Source organism: Rhodococcus sp. WB1 (genome assembly GCF_001700945.1).
GTDB lineage: Bacteria > Actinomycetota > Actinomycetes > Mycobacteriales > Mycobacteriaceae > Rhodococcus > Rhodococcus aetherivorans.
The window spans coordinates 3,232,531-3,254,148 of the sequence record NZ_CP015529.1; the positions used below are offsets into that span (position 1 = coordinate 3,232,531).

13 protein-coding genes and 3 rRNA genes are annotated in these 21,618 nt (G+C 67.8%); 7 read left to right on the plus strand and 9 right to left on the minus strand.

Going from position 1 to position 21,618, the window contains the following annotated elements; all coding sequences use genetic code 11:
* The first annotated feature begins 20 nt into the window (after positions 1–20).
* Positions 21–596, plus strand: a complete 576-nt coding sequence (locus tag A4U64_RS14315) for a TetR/AcrR family transcriptional regulator (RefSeq protein WP_006938382.1) — start codon at positions 21–23, stop codon at positions 594–596.
* Here the strand turns inward: A4U64_RS14315 and glgP are convergent, their stop codons facing one another.
* Positions 597–3,176: an alpha-glucan family phosphorylase gene (gene glgP / locus A4U64_RS14320; protein WP_044476069.1), complete on the minus strand. Its 2,580-nt coding sequence runs from the start codon at positions 3,174–3,176 to the stop codon at positions 597–599. It abuts the gene before it with no gap.
* 306 nt (positions 3,177–3,482) lie between these two features.
* Here glgP and A4U64_RS14325 point away from each other — a divergent pair, with 306 nt between their 5' ends.
* From A4U64_RS14325 to A4U64_RS14335, 3 genes are read left to right on the plus strand one after another with little or no spacing between them, the layout of a single operon-like run.
* Positions 3,483–5,525, plus strand: coding sequence for an alpha-1,4-glucan--maltose-1-phosphate maltosyltransferase (locus A4U64_RS14325; RefSeq protein WP_029542960.1), 2,043 nt, complete (start codon positions 3,483–3,485; stop codon positions 5,523–5,525).
* Entirely contained in the window at positions 5,522–7,720 is a 2,199-nt protein-coding gene (gene glgB, locus A4U64_RS14330) for a 1,4-alpha-glucan branching protein GlgB (RefSeq protein WP_006938391.1), read from the plus strand. The genes A4U64_RS14325 and glgB overlap by 4 nt, the downstream gene beginning before the upstream one ends.
* Before the next feature lie 31 nt (positions 7,721–7,751).
* The gene (locus tag A4U64_RS14335) at positions 7,752–9,191 is read left to right on the plus strand and encodes a metallopeptidase (protein ID WP_065922699.1); all 1,440 of its coding nucleotides are present in this window, start codon (positions 7,752–7,754) and stop codon (positions 9,189–9,191) included.
* 55 nt (positions 9,192–9,246) lie between these two features.
* Here the strand turns inward: A4U64_RS14335 and A4U64_RS14340 are convergent, their stop codons facing one another.
* The 3 genes from A4U64_RS14340 to A4U64_RS14350 form a co-directional block, all read right to left on the minus strand.
* The gene (locus A4U64_RS14340; RefSeq protein WP_029542958.1) at positions 9,247–10,137 is read right to left on the minus strand and encodes a tetratricopeptide repeat protein; all 891 of its coding nucleotides are present in this window, start codon (positions 10,135–10,137) and stop codon (positions 9,247–9,249) included.
* Between the two features lie 96 nt (positions 10,138–10,233).
* Positions 10,234–10,605 (minus strand): DUF3817 domain-containing protein, encoded by a 372-nt coding sequence (locus A4U64_RS14345; RefSeq protein ID WP_006938400.1) that lies wholly within the window; start codon positions 10,603–10,605, stop codon positions 10,234–10,236.
* A gap of 95 nt (positions 10,606–10,700) precedes the next feature.
* Entirely contained in the window at positions 10,701–11,891 is a 1,191-nt protein-coding gene (locus A4U64_RS14350; protein WP_065922700.1) for an acetyl-CoA C-acetyltransferase, read from the minus strand.
* A 105-nt stretch (positions 11,892–11,996) separates the two neighbouring features.
* Between A4U64_RS14350 and mce the strand changes: the two genes are divergently transcribed.
* Complete coding sequence (mce, locus tag A4U64_RS14355) at positions 11,997–12,479, plus strand: methylmalonyl-CoA epimerase (RefSeq protein ID WP_029542955.1); 483 nt, start codon at positions 11,997–11,999, stop codon at positions 12,477–12,479.
* A 107-nt stretch (positions 12,480–12,586) separates the two neighbouring features.
* Positions 12,587–13,672: a hypothetical protein gene (locus A4U64_RS14360; RefSeq protein ID WP_065922701.1), complete on the plus strand. Its 1,086-nt coding sequence runs from the start codon at positions 12,587–12,589 to the stop codon at positions 13,670–13,672.
* Between the two features lie 44 nt (positions 13,673–13,716).
* Here the strand turns inward: A4U64_RS14360 and A4U64_RS28815 are convergent, their stop codons facing one another.
* A complete protein-coding gene (locus A4U64_RS28815; RefSeq protein ID WP_029542951.1) occupies positions 13,717–14,037 on the minus strand; it encodes a hypothetical protein in 321 nt (106 codons plus the stop codon).
* A 1-nt stretch (position 14,038) separates the two neighbouring features.
* Complete coding sequence (gene nucS / locus A4U64_RS14370; protein WP_029542949.1) at positions 14,039–14,713, minus strand: endonuclease NucS; 675 nt, start codon at positions 14,711–14,713, stop codon at positions 14,039–14,041.
* A gap of 43 nt (positions 14,714–14,756) precedes the next feature.
* On the opposite strand from nucS, the gene A4U64_RS14375 reads away from it, so the two are divergent.
* Complete coding sequence (locus tag A4U64_RS14375; RefSeq protein WP_043797348.1) at positions 14,757–16,298, plus strand: adenylate/guanylate cyclase domain-containing protein; 1,542 nt, start codon at positions 14,757–14,759, stop codon at positions 16,296–16,298.
* A 96-nt stretch (positions 16,299–16,394) separates the two neighbouring features.
* Here the strand turns inward: A4U64_RS14375 and rrf are convergent.
* The 3 genes from rrf to A4U64_RS14390 all read right to left on the minus strand — a co-directional run bounded on the left by rrf (position 16,395) and on the right by A4U64_RS14390 (position 21,615).
* Positions 16,395–16,511, minus strand: a 5S ribosomal RNA gene (gene rrf, locus A4U64_RS14380).
* Between the two features lie 149 nt (positions 16,512–16,660).
* Positions 16,661–19,797, minus strand: a 23S ribosomal RNA gene (locus A4U64_RS14385).
* Between the two features lie 296 nt (positions 19,798–20,093).
* Positions 20,094–21,615: ribosomal RNA gene (locus A4U64_RS14390) — 16S ribosomal RNA — on the minus strand.
* Together the 16S, 23S and 5S rRNA genes form the textbook arrangement of a ribosomal RNA operon.
* Between the last annotated feature and the right edge of the window lie 3 nt (positions 21,616–21,618).

Below are 21,618 nucleotides of genomic sequence, written 5' to 3' on the forward strand. Positions count from 1 at the left end.
ATGCAAGAGGGAGGGGCCCGATGGACGCGGACACCGCGCAGACCCGGCTGCTCGACGCCGCCGAGGAACTGTTCAACGAGCACGGCATCCAGGCCGTCGGAATGGACACGATCCGGGCCCGCTCCGGGGTGTCGCTCAAGCGGCTCTATCAGCTCTACCCCGCCAAGGACCGGCTCGTGGAGGCCGTTCTGACCCGGCGCGATCACACCGTGCTGACGGATCTGCGCCGGTATGTCGATGCCCGCACCGATCCGCGCGAGCGGGTTCTCGCGGTGTTCGACTTTCTCGAGGAATGGTTCGCCTGCAGCGACTTCCGCGGCTGCACCTTCATCAACACGTTCGGCGAACTCGGCGGAATCTCCGGTGACGTCGCCGAGATCGCCCGCACGCACAAGGACGCGTTCCGGCGCTACCTGCGCGGACTCGTGGCGGACGCGGGCAGCCCCCCGGCACTGGGCGACCAGCTGGCGATCCTGGCCAACGGGGCGATGGCGACGGCGGCGATCTCCGGTTCTCCCGCCGTCGCGCGGCAGGCCCGCGACGCCGCGCGCGTCCTGCTCGACGCGAGCGGCCGCGGGCCCGGCGCGGAGAGCTAGCTAGGCGAGCACGACCTTGCCGAGTTCGGCGTCCGACGCGAGCAGCTCGTGGTGCGGCAGCACCCGCACCGTGTAGCCGACCGACCCGGCCATCGGCAGCGCGACCTCGACCTCGAAGACCTCGCCCAGCGGGTCCGTGCCGGTGTGCCGCATCGGCACCGTCACCACGTCGGACAGGGTGTCGTCGACCCCGACCCGGCCGACGACGGCCTGAACGACCACGTCGGTCACCCGGAGACCGTCGAGGTACACGTGGGCGGTCAGGGCCAGTTTGGAGCCGATCTCCGGGATGTCCGGCAGTCCGGCGCTGTCGACCTGGGCCACCCGCACGGCCGGCCATGCCGCCTCGACGCGACGCCGGTAGTGGGCGAGCTCGCGCGCTCCGGCGAACCCGTCGGCGACCGCCTCGCGCGCGGCCGCGGCCGCCGGCGCGTAGTACTGCACGGTGTAGTCCCGGACCATGCGGGAGGCGAGCACCTTCGGACCGAGGTTCTGGAGCGTGTGCCGCACCATCTCGATCCAGCGGGTGGGCACACCGCTGCCGTCCCGGTCGTAGAACCGCGGCAGGACCGAGCGCTCGAGCAGCTCGTACAGGGCGCTGGCCTCGAGGTCGTCGCGGCGGTGTTCGTCGATCACACCGTCGGCGGTGGGGATGGCCCAGCCGTTCTCGCCGTCGTACATCTCGTCCCACCAGCCGTCGCGGATGGAGAGGTTGAGCCCGCCGTTGAGGGCCGACTTCATCCCGGAGGTGCCGCACGCCTCGAGCGGGCGCAGCGGGTTGTTCAGCCACACGTCGCAGCCCCAGTAGAGGTACCGGGCCATGGACATGTCGTAGTCCGGCAGGAAAACGATGCGGTGCCGCACGTCGGCGGCATCGGCGAACCGCACCACCTGCTGGATCAGTGCCTTGCCGCCGTCGTCGGCCGGGTGGCTCTTGCCGGCGACGACCAGCTGCACGGGGCGCTCCTCGTCGAGCAGCAGGGCCCGCAGTCGTTCCGGGTCGCGCAGCATCAGGGTGAGCCGCTTGTAGGTCGGCACCCGGCGGGCGAAGCCGACGGTGAGCACGTGCGGATCGAAGACCCCGTCCACCCAGCCGAGTTCGGCCTCGGTGGCGCCGCGCTGGAGCCAGGACCGGCGCAGCCGCCGACGGATCTCCTCCACCAGCTGCGCACGCAACGTGTTGCGGGTGGCCCACAGCTCGCGCGGTTCGACCGTCTGCAGCAGTTCCCAGCCCTGGGCCTCCTCGACCCGGTCGGGACCGGCGAGACGGTTGGCGAACTCGAGCCACTCGCGGGCGGCCCAGGTATGGGCGTGCACGCCGTTGGTGACCGACCCGATCGGCACCTCGCCGGCGTCGAAGCCGGGCCACAGGCCCACGAACATCTCGCGGCTGACCCGGCCGTGCAGCTTCGACACGCCGTTGCTGCGCTGGCCGAGCCGCAGACCCAGGTGGGCCATGTTGAACACACGGGGGTCCGATTCCCGGCCGAGGGAAAGGACGCGGTCCACCCCCAGGCCGGGCAGCAGCGCCGACTCGTTCTCGCCGTTCGGTCCGGAGAAGTAGTGCCGGACGAGTTCCGCCGGGAACCGGTCGATGCCCGCGGGAACCGGGGTGTGGGTGGTGAAGACGGTGCCGGCGCGCACGGCGGCGAGCGCCTCGTCGAAGTCCAGACCGGCGCCCGTGACCAGTTCGCGGATGCGTTCGGCGCCCAGGAACCCGGCGTGTCCCTCGTTCATGTGGAACACCTCGGGATCGCGCAGTCCCGCGATCCGGGTGTAGGCGCGGACGGCGCGCACCCCGCCGACCCCGGCCAGGATCTCCTGCTTGATGCGATGGTCCTGGTCGCCGCCGTAGAGGCGGTCGGTGACCCCGCGCAGTTCCTCGTCGTTCTCGGCGATGTCCGAGTCGAGCAGCAGCAACGGGACGCGGCCCACCTGGGCGATCCACACCCGGGCGGTGAGGGTGCGATTGCCGGGCATGGCGACCTGGATCAGGGCAGGGGTGCCGTCGGCCTCGGTCAGCAGCCGCAGCGGCAGGCCCTGCGGGTCGTAGTTCGGGTAGTGCTCGCTCTGCCATCCGTCGGCGGTCAGGGACTGACGGAAGTAGCCGGAGCGGTAGAGCAGGCCGACACCGATGAGCGGCAGGCCGAGGTCCGAGGCCGCCTTGAGGTGATCGCCGGCCAGGATGCCGAGTCCGCCGGAGTAGTTCGGCAGAACCTCGGAAACGCCGAACTCCATGGAGAAGTAGGCGATGCCGGACGGCAGCCCGGTGCCCTCCTGCTGCTGGTGCTGGTACCAGCGCGGCCTCGCGAGGTAGTCGTCGAGGTCGGCCGACTCGGCGTCGAGCCGCGCGAGGAACTCCTCGTCGGCGGCGAGCGCGTCGAGACGGGCCGGCGGCACCTCGCCGAGCATCCGCACCGGGTCGTGCTCGACGCGACGCCACAGCGCGGAGTCGATCGAGGCGAACAGGTCCTGCGTGGGCGTGTGCCACGACCAGCGCAGGTTGACGGCGAGCGGGCCCAGTCCGGCCAGCCGCTGGGGAAGGTGGGCTCGTACGGTGAACCGACGCAAGGCTCTCACCCCGGGAAGACTACCGACATTCGGCCGGCCGGGAAGACCGGCAAATGCGGCGGCCGTCCGGCGGCCGGGCCACGTTCCCCGCGAGCGGACGCGCGAGCCCCGCGGCACACGGCGCCGCGGGGCTCGCTCGTTCCGTCGCGTCGACCCCGGGTAACAGCTATTGCGGGGCGTCGACGACATTGCGCGTCGCATGAGGGGACGGCGGTGCGTACCTCCACTACGGTTGGGGACGGGCCGCATCCGAAGGCTCGTCAGCAGTCCGTGCGAGGGAAACGGAGCCGGCATGACAGACGGAACGGAGCGAGCGTGACAGGTCGAATCGGAGCCAGCGCGACAGGCCGCCTCGGCATCGACGATGTCCGTCCCGACATCTCGGGAGGGCGACATCCGGTCAAGGCCGTTGTCGGGGAGGTGGTTCCCGTGTCGGCAGTCGTGTGGCGAGAAGGCCACGACGCCGTCGCCGCCACCCTGGCCGTGCGCGGGCCGGGATCGGACCCGGAGAGCGAAGGGAAGCTGATCCGGATCCCGATGGTTCCCGGCGAGGTGCCCGACACCTTCCACGCCGTGTTCACCCCCACCAGTCCGGGACTGTGGACGTACCGGGTGGAGGCCTGGAGCGATCCGGTGAGCACGTGGCGGCACGCGGTGGACGCGAAGGTCGACGCCGGCCAGGGTCCGGAGGACCTGGCGAACGACATCGAGATCGGCGCCCGCCTGTTCGAGAAGGCCGCGAAGACCGCGCCGCGCCCCAACCGGCCGGCCCTGCTCGCCGTGGCCGCGGCGCTGCGTTCGGAGCGGCCGCTCGCCGACCGGATCGCCCCTGCCTTCGCCGCCGACATCACCGAGATCCTGCGGGCCAATCCGCTGCGCGAGCTGATCACCCGCGGGAAGGCGTACACCGCCGTGGTCGATCGGGAACGGGCCCTGTTCGGTTCCTGGTACGAGTTCTTCCCCCGCTCGACGGGCGGGTGGAACGAGGACGGCACGCCACGGCACGGCACCTTCGCCACCGCCGCGGAGGAACTGCCGCGGGTCGCCGCGATGGGCTTCGACGTGGTGTACCTGCCGCCCATCCACCCGATCGGCAAGGTCAACCGCAAGGGACCGAACAACACCCTCACCGCCGGCCCGGACGACGTGGGCTCCCCCTGGGCCATCGGCTCCGACGAGGGCGGCCACGACGCGATCCACCCGCAGCTCGGCACGGAGGACGACTTCCGCGCCTTCGTCGCCCGGGCGCGCGAACTCGACCTCGAGGTGGCCCTCGATCTGGCGCTGCAGTGCGCCCCGGACCACCCGTGGGCGAAGGAGCATCCCGAGTGGTTCACGGTCCTGCCGGACGGCACGATCGCCTACGCCGAGAACCCGCCCAAGAAGTACCAGGACATCTATCCGGTCAACTTCGACAACGATCCGGACGGCATCTACGCCGAGGTGCTGCGCGTGGTGCGGCACTGGATCAGCTTCGGCGTCAAGATCTTCCGGGTCGACAACCCGCACACCAAGCCGCCGAACTTCTGGGAGTGGCTGATCGCCGAGGTCAAGCGCACCGATCCCGACGTGCTGTTCCTGTCCGAGGCCTTCACCCGTCCCGCCCGCATGTACGGCCTCGCCCGACGCGGGTTCACGCAGTCCTACACGTACTTCACCTGGCGCGTGGCGAAGTGGGAGCTGACCGAATTCGGACAGGAGATCGCGGCGAAGGCGGACGAGGCGCGCCCGAACCTGTTCGTCAACACGCCCGACATCCTGCACGAGTCGCTGCAACACGGCGGGCCCGGAATGTTCGCTCTGCGCGCGGCCCTCGCGGCCACGCTCGCCCCGTCGTGGGGGGTGTACTCCGGTTACGAACTCTACGAACACGTCCCGCTGCGACCCGGCAGCGAGGAGTACCTCGACTCGGAGAAGTACCAGCTGCGTCCGCGACGGTTCGACGAGGCCCGCCGCCGCGGCGAATCCCTCGAGCCGTGGATCGCCACGCTCAACCGGATCCGGCGCGCCCACCCGGCCCTGCAGCAGCTGCGCAACATCCACTTCCACCACATCGACAACGACGCCCTCATCGCGTACTCGAAATTCGATCCCCGGACCGGGGATTCGGTCCTCACCGTGATCAACCTCAACCCGTTCGGCGCCGAGCAGGGCACCGTCTGGCTGGACATGCCGGCGCTCGGCCACGAATGGCACGACCAGCTCACGGTGTTCGACGAGGTGTCCGGCGCGCAGTACTCGTGGGGCCAGGCCAACTTCGTCCGGCTCGAACCCTGGCGCGCGGTGGCGCACATCCTGGCGCTGCCCCCGATCGGTGTACCGACGCGAACCACCCTCGCCTACAGGAGCAACTCGTGACAGTGCCCCCGACTCGACGCCACTCCCCCAACCCGCACGACCTCGCCCGGCTGGCGGCCGGCGAGCACCACGATCCGCACTCGGTGCTCGGCGCCCACCCGCATCCGGAAGGCACGATCATCCGGGCCATGCGTCCCCACGCGGAGAAGGTGGCGGCGCGCATCGGCGGCATCGATCACCCACTCGAGCCTCTCGGCCACGACGTGTTCAGCGCGCTCGTCCCGGTGCACGACCTGTCGGACTACCGGCTCGTGGTGACCTACCCGTTCGAGCACACCGTCGTCGTCGCCGACCCGTACCGGTTCCTGCCCACGCTCGGGGAGCTGGACCTGCACCTGTTCGCCGAGGGCCGGCACGAGCGGCTGTGGGAGATCCTGGGGGCGCATCAGCGCTCGTACGAGACCCCCGACGGCACGGTCCGCGGCACGTCGTTCGCGGTGTGGGCGCCCGGCGCGCGCGGCGTCACGGTCGTCGGCGACTTCGACGGCTGGAGCGGCCGGCTCGCGCCGATGCGGGTGCTCGGCTCCAGCGGCGTGTGGGAACTGTTCCTGCCCGACGTGGAGCCGGGTGCGCTGTACAAGTTCCGGGTCCACGGCCGCGACGGCTCGGTCCAGGACAAGGCCGACCCGATGGCGTTCGCCACCGAGGTGCCGCCGGCGACGGCCTCCGTGGTCAACCACAGCAGCTACGTGTGGGGCGACGACGCGTGGCTCGCCGCCCGGGCCGACTCCCGGCCGTGGCAGGAGCCGATGAGCGTCTACGAGGTGCACCTCGGCTCGTGGCGTCCCGGTCTCGGATACCGGGAGCTGGCCGACCAGCTCGCCGAGTACGTCGCGGCGGCCGGCTTCACCCACGTCGAGCTGCTGCCGGTGGCTGAGCATCCCTTCGGCGGATCGTGGGGATACCAGGTCACCTCGTACTACGCCCCCACCGCCCGCTTCGGCACGCCCGACGAGTTCCGTGCGTTCGTCGACCGGTTGCACGCCGCCGGCATCGGCGTGATCGTGGACTGGGTGCCCGCCCACTTTCCGAAGGACGAGTGGGCCCTGGCCCGCTTCGACGGCAGCGCCCTCTACGAACACCCCGATCCCCGGCGTGGCGAGCAGCTGGACTGGGGCACCTACGTCTTCGACTTCGGCCGCCGGGAGGTGCGCAACTTCCTCGTCGCCAACGCGCTGTACTGGATCGACGAGTTCCACATCGACGGCCTGCGCGTCGACGCCGTCGCCTCGATGCTGTACCTCGACTACTCGCGGCCCGAGGGCGGCTGGACCCCCAACGTGTACGGCGGCCGGGAGAACCTCGAGGCGGTGGCCTTCCTGCAGGAGATGAACGCCACCGTGCACAAGCTCCACCCCGGCGTCGTCACCGTCGCCGAGGAGTCCACGGCATGGCCCGGCGTCACCCGGCCCACCCATGCGGGCGGGCTCGGGTTCTCCATGAAATGGAACATGGGTTGGATGCACGACACCCTCGGGTACATCGGCCGGGACCCGGTGCATCGCACGTACCACCACCATGAGATCACCTTCTCGCTGGTGTACGCCTGGAGTGAGAACTTCGTCCTGCCTGTCAGCCACGACGAGGTCGTGCACGGCAAGGGCACGCTCTGGACCCGGATGCCGGGTGGCGACCGCGAGCAGGCCGCCGGCCTGCGCGGCCTGCTCGCGTACATGTGGGCCCACCCCGGCAAGCAACTGCTGTTCATGGGGCAGGAGTTCGGCCAGACCGCGGAATGGTCCGAGGAGCGGGGCCTGGACTGGTGGCAGCTCGACGATCCGCACAACGGACCGCTGCACCAGGGCGTGCACCGGCTCGTCGCCGACCTCAACCGGATCTACCGTGAGCACCCCGCCCTGTGGACGCTGGACACCTCGCCGAGCGGGTACTCGTGGATCGACGCCAACGACTCGGCGAACAACGTGCTGAGCTTTCTCCGTCACGGGAGCGACGGTTCCGTCGTGGCGTGCCTGTTCAACTTCTCCGGATCGACGCATTCGGACTATCGTGTCGGACTACCCGAAACAGGACAGTGGTCGGAGATCCTCAACACGGATTCGACGGCCTACCAGGGCAACGGCGTCGGCAACCTCGGCGCCGTGACGGCCACGGCACGCTCCTGGCACGGGCGCCCGGCGTCGGCGGAGGTGACGCTGCCTGCTTACGGTGCGATCTGGCTGACGTTGCAGCGGTGACCGCCGTCCTCGGACGACAGGAGAAGAACAGGTGACTCGGACGCGGCTGCCGTTCCGCCTCGCGGTACCGGCGCTGGCCGTGATGGTGCTCGCCGGATGTGCCGCTCGCATCGAGGGCACCGCCGTCTCCATCTACGACAACCCGTTCTCGGTGGCGGGCCTGCCGGTGTCCTCGGGCCCGAGCGGCCCGCGGCCCGCCGCCCCGGACGCACAGGTGACGATCGAGAACTCGGACGGCGGGGACGTCGACGTCCTCGCCGGCAACGCGGTCGCCGACATCGAGGCCTACTGGAACGAGGAGTTCCCGCGCATCGCCCGGGGCGCGTTCGAGCCCGTCGGCACGATCGCCTCGTGGGATCCCGACGAGCGCGGCCCGAGGTTCTGCGGCGAATCCACCTTCGAGTTCATCAACGCCGCGTACTGCAACCGCGACGACGTCATCGGGTGGGACCGCACCTACCTGATGCCGCAGCTCATCGAGACGTTCGGCCCGATGGCGGCCGTGACGGTGCTCGCCCACGAGTACGGGCACGCCGTCCAGTTCAAGGCCGGGACGGTCGCCGAGGACGATCCGGGCATCGTGTTCGAGCAGCAGGCGGACTGCTTCGCAGGCGCCTTCATGCGGCACGTCGCCGCCGGCAACTCGGAGCACTTCCGGTTGAACACCTCGGACGGGCTGAACTCGGTGCTGGCGTCGATGGTCTCCTTCCGCGACAGCGACCCCAACGACCCGGACGCGATCCACGGGTCGGCATTCGAGCGGGTCACCGCGTTCCAGATCGGCTTCACCGACGGTGCGGGATCGTGCACCCGCATCGACGCCGCCGAGATCGAGTCCCGGCGCGCCGATCTGCCGCAGTTCTTCGACAGTTCCGACGACGGCGAACTTCCCGTGACCGAGGAGTCGGTGGAGGCGCTGATGGCCTCGTTCCGCCGGGTGTTCGATCTGCCGGAACAACCGGAGCTCGACCTGTCCGGCGCCGACCTCGGCTGTCCGGACGCGAAGGCCACGTCGCCGGTGTCGTACTGTCCCGCCACCAACACCATCGGGGTGGACGTCGACGAGCTGGCGGACCGCGGTACCCCGTTGCAGACCGGCGCCGGGGGGATCACGACCGACGTGCGGGGCGACTACGCCGCCTACGTGCTGCTCGCCTCCCGGTACGCCCTGGCCGTGCAGAACGCGGCCGGCCAGTCGCTCGTCGACCCCCAGACGGCGCTGCGGGCTGCCTGCCTCGCCGGCGTGATCAGCGCGGAACTGAGCCCCGACAGCACCGGCGCCCAGCCGGCCGAGGACATGGTGTGGTTGTCGCCGGGCGATCTGGACGAGGCGGTCTCCGGCCTGCTGACCGACGGCCTCGCCGCCAGCGACGTCAACGGCAACACCGTGCCGAGCGGATTCTCCCGGGTGGACGCGTTCCGCACCGGGGTTCTCGGCGGCGAGGCCGCCTGCTCGGGCCGCTACCACTGACCGACGCGCGGTGGCGGCCCGGGAAGCCGGACCGCCACCGCGGGTCGGGAACCGATCAGTACAGCGCCGACGCCAGCTTGCGGCGCGCGGTGACGACGAACGGCTCGGCGGGATCGAACAGCTCGAACAGCTCCAGCAGCCGCGTGCGGGCGGCGTTCCTCTCGTCGCCGGCGCTGCGGGCGACGAACCCGATCAGCCGGGTGAAGGCAGCCTCGGGCTGCTGGGCGAACAGTTCGGCGTCGGCCGCGACGAGCTGCGCCTCGAGGTCGGCCGGGGCGGCGTCGGCCGCGGCGATCGCGTCCTCGGGCACCGACTGAGCGCGGGCGAGGAACCGGACCTGCCGCAGCGCGGCCAGAGCGTCGGCATTGGCGGGCTCGGAGTTCAGGATCAGCTCGTACGCCGCCTCGGCACCGGCCAGGTCCCCTGCCTCGAGGGCCTGCTCGGCGGCGACGAACCGCGGATCCTCCTGCTCCTCGACGGGCTCGGCGCCGGGCGGGCCGGACAGCTTTCCGGCGACCGCGTCCTGGATGGCGGCGAGCCATTGCCGAAGCTGCGGTTCGGGCTGCACGCCCTGGAAGTCGGCGAGGGGCTGCCCGGCGGCGATCGCGACGACGGTCGGCACGGACTGCACACCGAACGCCTGCGCGATCCGCGGGTTGGCGTCCACGTCGACCTTCGCGAGGACCCAGCTGCCGCCGCCCTCGTGGGCCAGCTTCTCGAGGACCGGCGAGAGCTGCTTGCACGGGCCACACCAGGTGGCCCACAGGTCCACGATGACGGGGACCTGCATCGAGCGCTGCAGCACCTCGGCCTCGAAGGTGGCCTCGGTAACGTCGACGACGGGCGTGAAACCGGACTGGGGGCCGGTGCCGGAGCCGGGCTGCGACGGAGGTGGGGGCGCGGTAGACCGCTCCTTGAGGGGCGCGAGATCCACCGCGCCGGACATCGCCGCGGCGGTCGCGGCGGAACGTGCTGCAGGACGGGAACCTGGTCGAGTCACGCCGTCCAGTCTGTCACGTTCCGCGCGACAGGGGACAGCAGGTCAGGCGAGTGCGGGCGCGTCCACCGGACGCGCTTGCGCGGACAGTTCCGCGAGCCGGCCGGTGCGCACAGCCCACCATTCGAAGACGATCGTGCCGAACGGCGGGACGGACGAGATCAGGGCCAGGCCCGTGGTGACCAGGTTCCACTTCAGCGCCCGCGCGGTGAGGAGGGCGACGAGGACGAAGGCCACGAACACGCCGCCGTGCAGCGGGCCGAAGATCTTCACCCCGATCTCGTTGCCGTTCTCGGGCAGGTACTTGAACGCCATGCCGACGAGCAGGCCGGCCCAGGTGAAGGCCTCGAGGACGGCGACGAAGCGGAACCGCTTGGCCGGGGTGCTGAGATCGAAGAAGTTCGCCATGCACACCATTGTGCCGATCGGCTACGACGAGCTGTCGTTGCTGTGAGAGACGTCACCGCCCCCACGCGGTGCGCGGGGGCGGCGACGAGAGTATTGGACGCGGTCTACGCCTTGGGGACGCGGACGATGAGGGCGTCGCCCTGGCCGCCGCCGCCGCACAGGGCCGCGGCCCCGACACCGCCGCCGCGGCGGGCCAGTTCGAGCGCCAGGTGCAGCACGATCCGGGCCCCGGACATCCCCAGCGGGTGCCCCAGCGCGATGGCGCCGCCGTTGACGTTGATCCGGGCCGGGTCCAGCCCCAGCTCGCGGCCGGAGGCGATCCCGACCGCGGCGAACGCCTCGTTGATCTCCACCAGGTCCAGCCCGGCCGGGTCCAGGCCCTCCCGGGCGCAGGCCTTGGCGATCGCCCGGGCCGGCTGGGACTGCAGCGTCGAGTCCGGGCCGGCGACCACCCCGTGCGCGCCGATCTCGGCGAGCCAGGACAGACCCAACTGTTCGGCCCTGGCCCGGCTCATCACCACCACCGCGGCCGCCCCGTCGGAGATCTGCGAGGCCGACCCGGCGGTGACGGTGCCGTCCTTCGCGAACGCCGGCCGCAGCGCCGCCAGCGACTCGGCGGTGGTCTCCGGGCGGATGCCCTCGTCGGCGGTGACCACGACCGGCTCGCCGCGGCGCTGCGGGATCGACACCGGCACGATCTCCGCGTCGAACAGCCCGTCCTTCTGCGCGCGGGCCGCCCGCTGGTGGCTGGCGGCGGCGACGGCGTCCTGCTCGGCGCGGGAGACGAACCGGGTGCCGGTGTTGGCGGCCTCGGTGAGGTTGCCCATGGCCTGGTCGGTGAAGATGTCGTGCAGCCCGTCGAAGGCCATGTGGTCGCGCAGGGTCACATCGCCGTACTTGAACCCGGCCCGGGAGTGCTCGAGCAGGTGCGGGGCCTGGCTCATCGACTCCTGGCCGCCGGCGACGACGATGTCGAACTCGCCGGCGCGGATGAGCTGGTCGGCCAGCGCGATCGCGTCGATCCCGGACAGGCACACCTTGTTCACGGTCAGGGCGGGCACGTCCATCGGGATGCCGGCGGCCACCGCGGCCTGCCGGGCCGGGATCTGGCCGGCGCCGGCGGTGAGCACCTGACCCATGATCACGTACTCGACCTGCTCCGGGGCCACCCCGGCCTTGGCGAGGGCACCGGCGATGGCGACCCCGCCGAGGTCCGAACCGGAGAAGTCCTTCAGGGCGCCCTGCAGACGCCCCATCGGGGTCCGGGCTCCGGCAACGATGACAGAACTGGTCACGAGGATTTCCTCCGGTGGTGGGAGTGACGGCTTCCGCGCGGGCTCGAGGCCGGCAAGCCCATCCCGACGCATACTGATCTAACGTTAGCGCTACCGTCTTTATTCATGACTGAGACCTCCCCCACTCCGACTCCGCTCGCGGCGCTGACCTCCGGCCTCGTGACCGCCATCGACCACGTCGGCATCGCGGTCCCCGACCTGGACGCCGCCCTCACCTGGTACGCCGAGAACCTCGGGCTCGTCTCCACCCACGAGGAGGTCAACGAGGAGCAGGGCGTGCGCGAGGCGATGCTGTCGGTTCCCGGCTCGCCGGAGGGCGCGACCGCGATCCAGCTGCTCGCCCCGCTGAACGAGAACTCGACGATCGCGAAGTTTATCGACCGCAGCGGGCCCGGCCTGCAGCAGCTCGCCTACCGCGTCAGCGACCTCGATGCGGTGTCCGCCGAGCTCCGCGCGCGCGGCGTGCGCCTGCTGTACGACGCCCCGCGACGCGGCACCGCCGATTCCCGCATCAACTTCCTCCACCCCAAGGACGCCGGCGGCGTGCTCGTCGAGCTCGTCGAACCTGCTGCGCACGGATCGCACTGACCGCCCCCATCTCACCCGGCCGACTCGCCGGGTTCACACCGCCGCAGCATTAGCACAACGCGGCGGCACGCGCAGCTCCGGCCGCTTCGAGCAGGTAGATTGGCGCCATGGTCTTCGATCGCGATCGCACCCCAAGCCACCTGCCCTTCTCCATCGTGCGCAAGGGATTCGACCGCGACGAGGTGACCAACTACTTCGCCAGATTCGAGGCCGAGCTGCGCGTGACCGCCACGGACCGGGATGCGGCCGCCGCGCAGGCTCGCGACCTGGCTCGACAGCTCGAGAACGCCCGCAACGAGATCGACGAGCTGCGCAAGGACGTCGATCGGCTGTCGGTGCCGCCCACCACGGCCGAGGGCATGAGCGACCGCATCTCCCGCATGCTGCGCCTCGCCTCCGACGAGGCGTCCGAGCTGCGGGCACGGGCCGAGGCCGACGCAGCCGAGATGATCTCCCTGGCCGAGCAGGAAGGCATCCGGCTGCGCGGGGACTACGAAGCGATGATCGCCGAGCTCGCCGAGCGGCGTAAGGCATTCGAGACGGAGCACGCCCGCACGATGGCGGAGGCGCGTGCCCAGGCCGCGCGGATCATCGCCGCCGCCGAAGCGGAGCGCGATCGCCTGGCGGCGGAGGCGGAAGCCAAGCGGGACCGGGTCCAGCAGGACTTCGAGATCGCCATGAGCGAGCGCCGCAGCAAGGTCCTCGGCGCCCTCGACGAGCTCGAGCGCACCAGCAAGGCCGAGGCCGAGCAGCGTCTCGAGATCGCGTCCCGCGAAGCGGCACGCCGGCTCGAGATCGCCACCGAACAGTCCGAGCGGAAGATCGCCAACGCCCGCGATCTGACCGAGGAACTGCGGGTGCTGCGCGGCCGCATCCTCAGCCAGTTGGACGGGGTACGCGGTCAGCTCGAGGCCGTGCCGTCGATGCTCGCCGCCGTGACGCGCGAGGGCGAGCTGCTCGACCGCGACCGGGATGCGCTCACCACCGAGGGCGAGGCCGACGCGACCAAGGAGATCGCCACCGGGGAATCCGAGAAGGAACCGGCCACCAAGGAACTCCCGGCGGCCGGCGGCAAGCCGGAGGGCAGCGACGGCGAAGCCGGCTCGGCGAAGGAGGCACGGTCCGACGAGGAGGCACCGCCCACCGATCGCCTCGGCCGCTCACCTGCAGTGGCCAGCAAGGTCCGCAACTGACCCGACGGCTGAGCCGTCACTAGGACCCGACGGCTGAGCCGTCACTAGGACCACCGCCGGGTCGGTCCGCGGGTACCGCGGCCGGCCCAGCATCCGTTGTGCCAGTGTCGGCGTTCGTCGGCGCCCCCGATGTCGTCGGTGGGCCAGGCGACCACGTGGGGGGTTCCCGGCGCGATCTCGTGATCGCAGCCGGGGCACCGGTACGCCTTCGTTGCTCGCGACCCGGGGACGGTGCGCACGGTGTAGCGCTCGGACTCCGCGCCGGACGGCCCCCATTCGGTGCGGGAGGTGGCCCCGGAGAACGTCGACCCGCCGATATCGGGCCGGCGCCGGCGCTGCGATCGGGGAACGTTGCGGCGGGGCATATCAGAACAGCCGGAACTCGTTGCTCTCGGTGCCGCGCAGGGCGTCGTAGTCGAGCACGAGGCAGCGGATACCGCGATCGGTCGCAAGGGTCTTGGCCTGTGGCTTGATCTGTTGCGCCGCGAAGACACCGCTGACGGGCGCGAGCAACGGGTCCCGGTTGAGCAACTCGAGGTACCGGGTGAGCTGCTCGACACCGTCGATCTCGCCGCGTCGCTTGATCTCGACGGCCACCGTGCCGCCGTCCGCGTCCCGGCACAGCAGGTCCACCGGACCGATGGCCGTGGGGTATTCCCGGCGGACGAGGGTGTAGCCGGGGCCGAGGGTTTCGACGTGCTCAGCGAGCAGTTCCTGCAGATGCGCCTCGACACCGTCCTTGATCAGGCCCGGGTCCACACCCAGCTCGTGGCTCGAATCGTGCTCGATCTCGTCGATGGTGATCCGGAGTTGCTCACCCGTCTTGTTGGTCACCACCCACAGGGCGTGCGCCTCGTCTGCGGACTCCTCGACCAGCCAGCACGGCGGACTCATCCAGTTCAGCGGCTTGTAGGCACGGTCGTCGGCGTGCACACTGACCGATCCGTCGGCTTTGACCAAGAGCAGCCGACGCGCCATCGGCAGGTGTGCCGTCAGACGTCCGACGTAGTCGACTCGACAGCGGGCAATCACAAGGCGCACGTTGCCACCCTAGAGGATCGCTCCGGACTACTCTCGAACGACCATGCCTCGCACCCGCCGCACCTCGCCCCTCGGCTCGCCGCTGCTCGGCGCGCCCGCGGAATCCGTCCGGCGCCAACGTGTTCGCGTGCAGACATTGCTCACCCTGTTGCTGCTCGGCACGAACATCGCGGGGGCCGCGATCACGGCGTTGTTGATCAACGTCGTCGTCCCGGGCCCCTCGGTGCTGCGTCCGGAGTTCGTCGTCGTCACCGGCGTCATAGCACCCGTCTACGTCGGCGGGGCCATCCTCCTGGGAACGGCCTTCGGGACCCGGCTCGGCCTTGCACAACTGCGGTGGATCCTCGAGGACCGGGATCCCACCCCCGACGAACGACGTGCAACCATGCGGCTGCCGATGCGCCTCACCGCCCAGCAGGGTGCATTCTGGGCGCTGGGGCTGGTGCTGTTCGCGACCGCGTTCGGTGTAGTGGATCCGCGCACGATCCCGAAGGTCGCCCTCACCATCGCCCTCGCGGGCCTGACGGTCTGCGGCTTCGTCTATCTGTTCAGCGAATTCGCCCTGCGGCCGATCGCGGCCCGGGCCTTGGAGGCCGGGGCGACGCCGCGACGCCGACTCACCGGCACCAGCGGCCGCATCATGGTGGCCTGGGCGCTGGGCAGCGGCGTTCCCGTCGTCGGGCTGATGCTCGTGGCGGTCTTCAGCTTCGTCCGTCCCGTATCACCCGTCCGGTTCGCGGTGACGATCCTGACGATCGGCGGACTCGCCTTGTTGTTGGGGGCGTTGCTTATGCTCCTCACCGCCCGGACCAGCGTCGCGCCGATCGAGTCGGTGCGGTCCGGCATGGCCCGCATCGAGCGGGGCGACCTCGATGCCGAAGTGGTCGTCTACGACGGAACCGAACTGGGAGAACTGCAGGCGGGATTCAACCGCATGGCCGACGGCCTCCGCGAGCGCGAACGGATCCGCGACGTCTTCGGCCGGCACGTCGGGCAGGACGTCGCGCGGGCGGCGTTGGCGTCGTCGCCGCGCCTGGGCGGCGAGGAACGCCATGTCGCGGTGCTGTTCATCGATATCATCGGCTCGACGGCAATGGCGGCCGATCGGCCGCCCACCGAGGTCGTACATCTGCTCAACCGCTTCTTCGAAGTGGTGGTCGAGGAGGTGCACCGGGCCGGCGGGTTCGTCAACAAGTTCGAGGGCGATGCGGCACTGGCCATCTTCGGCGCTCCGGTCGCAATGGACGACGCGGCGGGCAGTGCGCTCGCGGCCGCCCGGGAGATGGCCCGCCGGTTGCGCACCGAGGTCCCCGAGTGCGAGGCGGGAATCGGGGTCACCGAGGGCCTCGCGGTGGCCGGAAACGTGGGCGCTCACGAGAGATTCGAGTACACGGTGATCGGCGATCCGGTGAACGAAGCGGCTCGGCTGTCGGACGTGGCCAAGACGTTCCCCGGCCACGTGGTGGCGTCGGCCCGGGCGGTAGAGGTGGCCGCGGAAGCGGAGCGCATCCGATGGTCGCTGAAAGGTGAAGTCACCCTGCGCGGGCGGTCGGAGGTCACCCGCCTTGCGGTCCCGGTGGACTGATCCCGACGAAGGACCGACGGGTTCGGCTGCGCCCCACAGGGAACGCGGAAATGCCGGAAGCCCCCCAACGAGGTTGGGGGGCTTCCGGTAACGGGTGTTCGGCGGTGTCCTACTCTCCCACACCCTGTCGGGTGCAGTACCATCGGCGCTGGAGGGCTTAGCTTCCGGGTTCGGAATGGGACCGGGCGTTTCCCCTCCGCTATGGCCGCCGTAACTCTGTGAAACGACCCACGCACGCTGTTCGCGTGGGTCGGGGGCCGCAGGCCCACCCATTCTTTGGGGGGCAGCGTTTACTCCGACTCCTCGCGCAGCGAGTGTGAGTGTGTTGTTTCAGATACCGCACAGTGGACGCGTAGCTTCTTTGTGGTAAGTCCTCGGCCTATTAGTACCGGTCACCTGCATGCGTTACCGCACTTCCAGTTCCGGCCTATCAACCCGGTGGTCTGCCGGGGGCCTTACCCCCTCGAGGGGGTGAGAAACCTCATCTTGGAACAGGCTTCCCGCTTAGATGCTTTCAGCGGTTATCCCTTCCGAACGTAGCCAACCAGCCGTGCCCCTGGCGGGACAACTGGCACACCAGAGGTTCGTCCGTCCCGGTCCTCTCGTACTAGGGACAGCCTTCCTCAAGTTTCTAACGCGCGCGGCGGATAGAGACCGAACTGTCTCACGACGTTCTAAACCCAGCTCGCGTGCCGCTTTAATGGGCGAACAGCCCAACCCTTGGGACCTACTCCAGCCCCAGGATGCGACGAGCCGACATCGAGGTGCCAAACCATCCCGTCGATATGGACTCTTGGGGAAGATCAGCCTGTTATCCCCGGGGTACCTTTTATCCGTTGAGCGACACCGCTTCCACATGCCGGTGCCGGATCACTAGTCCCGACTTTCGTCCCTGCTCGACCTGTCGGTCTCACAGTCAAGCTCCCTTGTGCACTTGCACTCGACACCTGATTGCCAACCAGGCTGAGGGAACCTTTGGGCGCCTCCGTTACATTTTGGGAGGCAACCGCCCCAGTTAAACTACCCACCAGGCACTGTCCCTGAACCCGATCAGGGTCCGAGGTTAGAGGTCCAATACGATCAGAGTGGTATTTCAACAACGACTCCACCCACACTGGCGTGCGGGCTTCCCAGTCTCCCACCTATCCTACACAAACCGAACCGAACACCAATACCAAGCTGTAGTGAAGGTCCCGGGGTCTTTTCGTCCTGCCGCGCGTAACGAGCATCTTTACTCGTAGTGCAATTTCGCCGAGTCTGTGGTTGAGACAGCAGAGAAGTCGTTACGCCATTCGTGCAGGTCGGAACTTACCCGACAAGGAATTTCGCTACCTTAGGATGGTTATAGTTACCACCGCCGTTTACTGGGGCTTAAATTCTCAGCTTCGCGGAGTGAACTCCGCTGACCGGTCCTCTTAACCTTCCAGCACCGGGCAGGCGTCAGTCCGTATACCTCGTCTTACGACTTCGCACGGACCTGTGTTTTTAGTAAACAGTCGCTTCTCTCTGGTCTCTGCGACCACCCCCGGCTCACGGAGCAAGTCCGGTCACCGGGACTGGTCCCCCTTCTCCCGAAGTTACGGGGGCATTTTGCCGAGTTCCTTAACCACAGTTCTCTCGATCGCCTCGGTATTCTCTACCTGACCACCTGTGTCGGTTTGGGGTACGGGCCGTGTGAAAGCTCGCTAGAGGCTTTTCTCGGCAGCATAGGATCATGGAATTCGCCTCATTCGGCTACGCATCACCTCTCAGGCTGTGTGCGACACGGATTTGCCTGTGTCACGCCCTACGGGCTTACACCGGTACAACCACTGACCGGCCCCACTACCTTCCTGCGTCACCCCATCGCTTGGCTACTACCACCGAAGGTCCCGTGCAGCAGGCTCTCGGCTCCCGAAGGAACTCGATCACCCTTTGGACGGTTAGTACCGATGATTCACCAGGGGCGCGTTCACACGGGTACGGGAATATCAACCCGTTGTCCATCGACTACGCCTGTCGGCCTCGCCTTAGGTCCCGACTCACCCTGGGCGGATTAACCTGGCCCAGGAACCCTTGGTCATTCGGCGGACGAGTTTCTCACTCGTCTTTCGCTACTCATGCCTGCATTCTCACTCGCGCAGCCTCCACACCTGGATCACTCCGGCGCTTCCCCGGCTGCACGACGCTCCCCTACCCACCCGCACCACTGCCGGACGATCCGTGGACCCTCCGGGGTGTTGTGCGAGTGCCGCGGCTTCGGCGGTGTACTTGAGCCCCGCTACATTGTCGGCGCAGAACCACTTGACCAGTGAGCTATTACGCACTCTTTCAAGGGTGGCTGCTTCTAAGCCAACCTCCTGGTTGTCTCAGCGATCCCACATCCTTTTCCACTTAGTACACGCTTAGGGGCCTTAGCCGGCGATCTGGGCTGTTTCCCTCTCGACTACGAAGCTTATCCCCCGCAGTCTCACTGCCGCGCTCTCACTCACCGGCATTCGGAGTTTGGCTGATTTCGGTAAGCTTGTGGGCCCCCTAGACCATCCAGTAGCTCTACCTCCGGTGAGAAACACGCGACGCTGCACCTAAATGCATTTCGGGGAGAACCAGCTATCACGGAGTTTGATTGGCCTTTCACCCCTACCCACAGCTCATCCCCTCAGTTTTCAACCTAAGTGGGTTCGGGCCTCCACGACGTCTTACCGTCGCTTCACCCTGGCCATGGGTAGATCACTCCGCTTCGGGTCTAGAACATGCCACTACAGACGCCCTGTTCGGACTCGCTTTCGCTACGACTACCCCACACGGGTTAACCTCGCGACATGCCACTAACTCGCAGGCTCATTCTTCAAAAGGCACGCCGTCACCCCCAGCAGACCAAACTGCTCGAAGGCTCCGACGGATTGTAAGCGCACGGTTTCAGGTACTATTTCACTCCCCTCCCGGGGTACTTTTCACCTTTCCCTCACGGTACTAGTCCGCTATCGGTCACCAGGGAGTATTCAGGCTTATCGGGTGGTCCCGACGGATTCACAGCAGATTTCACGGGCCCGCTGCTACTCGGGTACCCTCCACGAGAGCCGGCATGTTTTCGTCTACGGGATTCTCACCCTCTACGACAGGCCGTTCCAGACCATTTCGACTAACACACCGGTTTCTTACTCTCGCCCACCATGACAGTGATGGGAAGAAGGGCCCCACGACCCCACGAGTGCAACGCCTGCCAGCTCTCACACACCCGCGGTTTAGCCTCTTCCGTTTTCGCTCGCCACTACTCACGGAATCACATGTTGTTTTCTCTTCCTGTGGGTACTGAGATGTTTCACTTCCCCACGTTCCCTCCACACGCCCTATATATTCAGGCGCGGGTAACACGACATCACTCGTGCTGGGTTTCCCCATTCGGAAATCCTCGGATCACAGCTCGGTTGACAGCTCCCCGAGGCATATCGCAGCCTCCCACGTCCTTCATCGGCTCCTGGTGCCAAGGCATCCACCGTACGCTCATAAACACTTACAACAAAGATGCTCGCGTCCACTGTGCAGTTCTCAAACAACACACAACAACCGGTACCGGAAGAAGAAACAACCCCTTCGTTCCCGATCATCGTCGCTGACAAAACACTCGCGTGTTCTCTCAGGACCCAACAGTGCACCGATATAACCACCGCAGAAGGACACTCGGGTCCTTCCCGCGCGGTGATGACTGTCAGCGTTCCACCCATGAGCACCACCGGATTACGTGTGAATCCGAAATGGCTCTGCCTCGCTCCCCCGGCACCTGTGTGCTGGTCCGAGCAAGGAGTTGCTCCTTAGAAAGGAGGTGATCCAGCCGCACCTTCCGGTACGGCTACCTTGTTACGACTTCGTCCCAATCGCCGATCCCACCTTCGACGGCTCCCTCCCACGAGGGGTTAGGCCACCGGCTTCGGGTGTTACCGACTTTCATGACGTGACGGGCGGTGTGTACAAGGCCCGGGAACGTATTCACCGCAGCGTTGCTGATCTGCGATTACTAGCGACTCCGACTTCACGGGGTCGAGTTGCAGACCCCGATCCGAACTGAGACCGGCTTTAAGGGATTCGCTCCACCTCGCGGTATCGCAGCCCTCTGTACCGGCCATTGTAGCATGTGTGAAGCCCTGGACATAAGGGGCATGATGACTTGACGTCGTCCCCACCTTCCTCCGAGTTGACCCCGGCAGTCTCCTGCGAGTCCCCAACCGAATTGCTGGCAACACAGGACAAGGGTTGCGCTCGTTGCGGGACTTAACCCAACATCTCACGACACGAGCTGACGACAGCCATGCACCACCTGTACACCGACCACAAGGGAAACCCCATCTCTGGGGCGGTCCGGTGTATGTCAAACCCAGGTAAGGTTCTTCGCGTTGCATCGAATTAATCCACATGCTCCGCCGCTTGTGCGGGCCCCCGTCAATTCCTTTGAGTTTTAGCCTTGCGGCCGTACTCCCCAGGCGGGGCGCTTAATGCGTTAGCTACGGCACGGATCCCGTGGAAGGAAACCCACACCTAGCGCCCACCGTTTACGGCGTGGACTACCAGGGTATCTAATCCTGTTCGCTACCCACGCTTTCGCTCCTCAGCGTCAGTTACTGCCCAGAGACCCGCCTTCGCCACCGGTGTTCCTCCTGATATCTGCGCATTTCACCGCTACACCAGGAATTCCAGTCTCCCCTGCAGTACTCAAGTCTGCCCGTATCGCCTGCAAGCCCGCAGTTGAGCTGCGGGTTTTCACAGACGACGCGACAAACCGCCTACGAGCTCTTTACGCCCAGTAATTCCGGACAACGCTCGCACCCTACGTATTACCGCGGCTGCTGGCACGTAGTTGGCCGGTGCTTCTTCTGTACCTACCGTCACTCGCGCTTCGTCGGTACTGAAAGAGGTTTACAACCCGAAGGCCGTCATCCCTCACGCGGCGTCGCTGCATCAGGCTTGCGCCCATTGTGCAATATTCCCCACTGCTGCCTCCCGTAGGAGTCTGGGCCGTGTCTCAGTCCCAGTGTGGCCGGTCGCCCTCTCAGGCCGGCTACCCGTCGTCGCCTTGGTGGGCCGTTACCCCACCAACAAGCTGATAGGCCGCGGGCCCATCCTGCACCGGAAAACCTTTCCACCCCGGAACATGCATCCCGAGGTCCTATCCGGTATTAGACCCAGTTTCCCAGGCTTATCCCGAAGTGCAGGGCAGATCACCCACGTGTTACTCACCCGTTCGCCACTAATCCACCCAGCAAGCTGGGCTTCATCGTTCGACTTGCATGTGTTAAGCACGCCGCCAGCGTTCGTCCTGAGCCAGGATCAAACTCTCCGTTGAAGA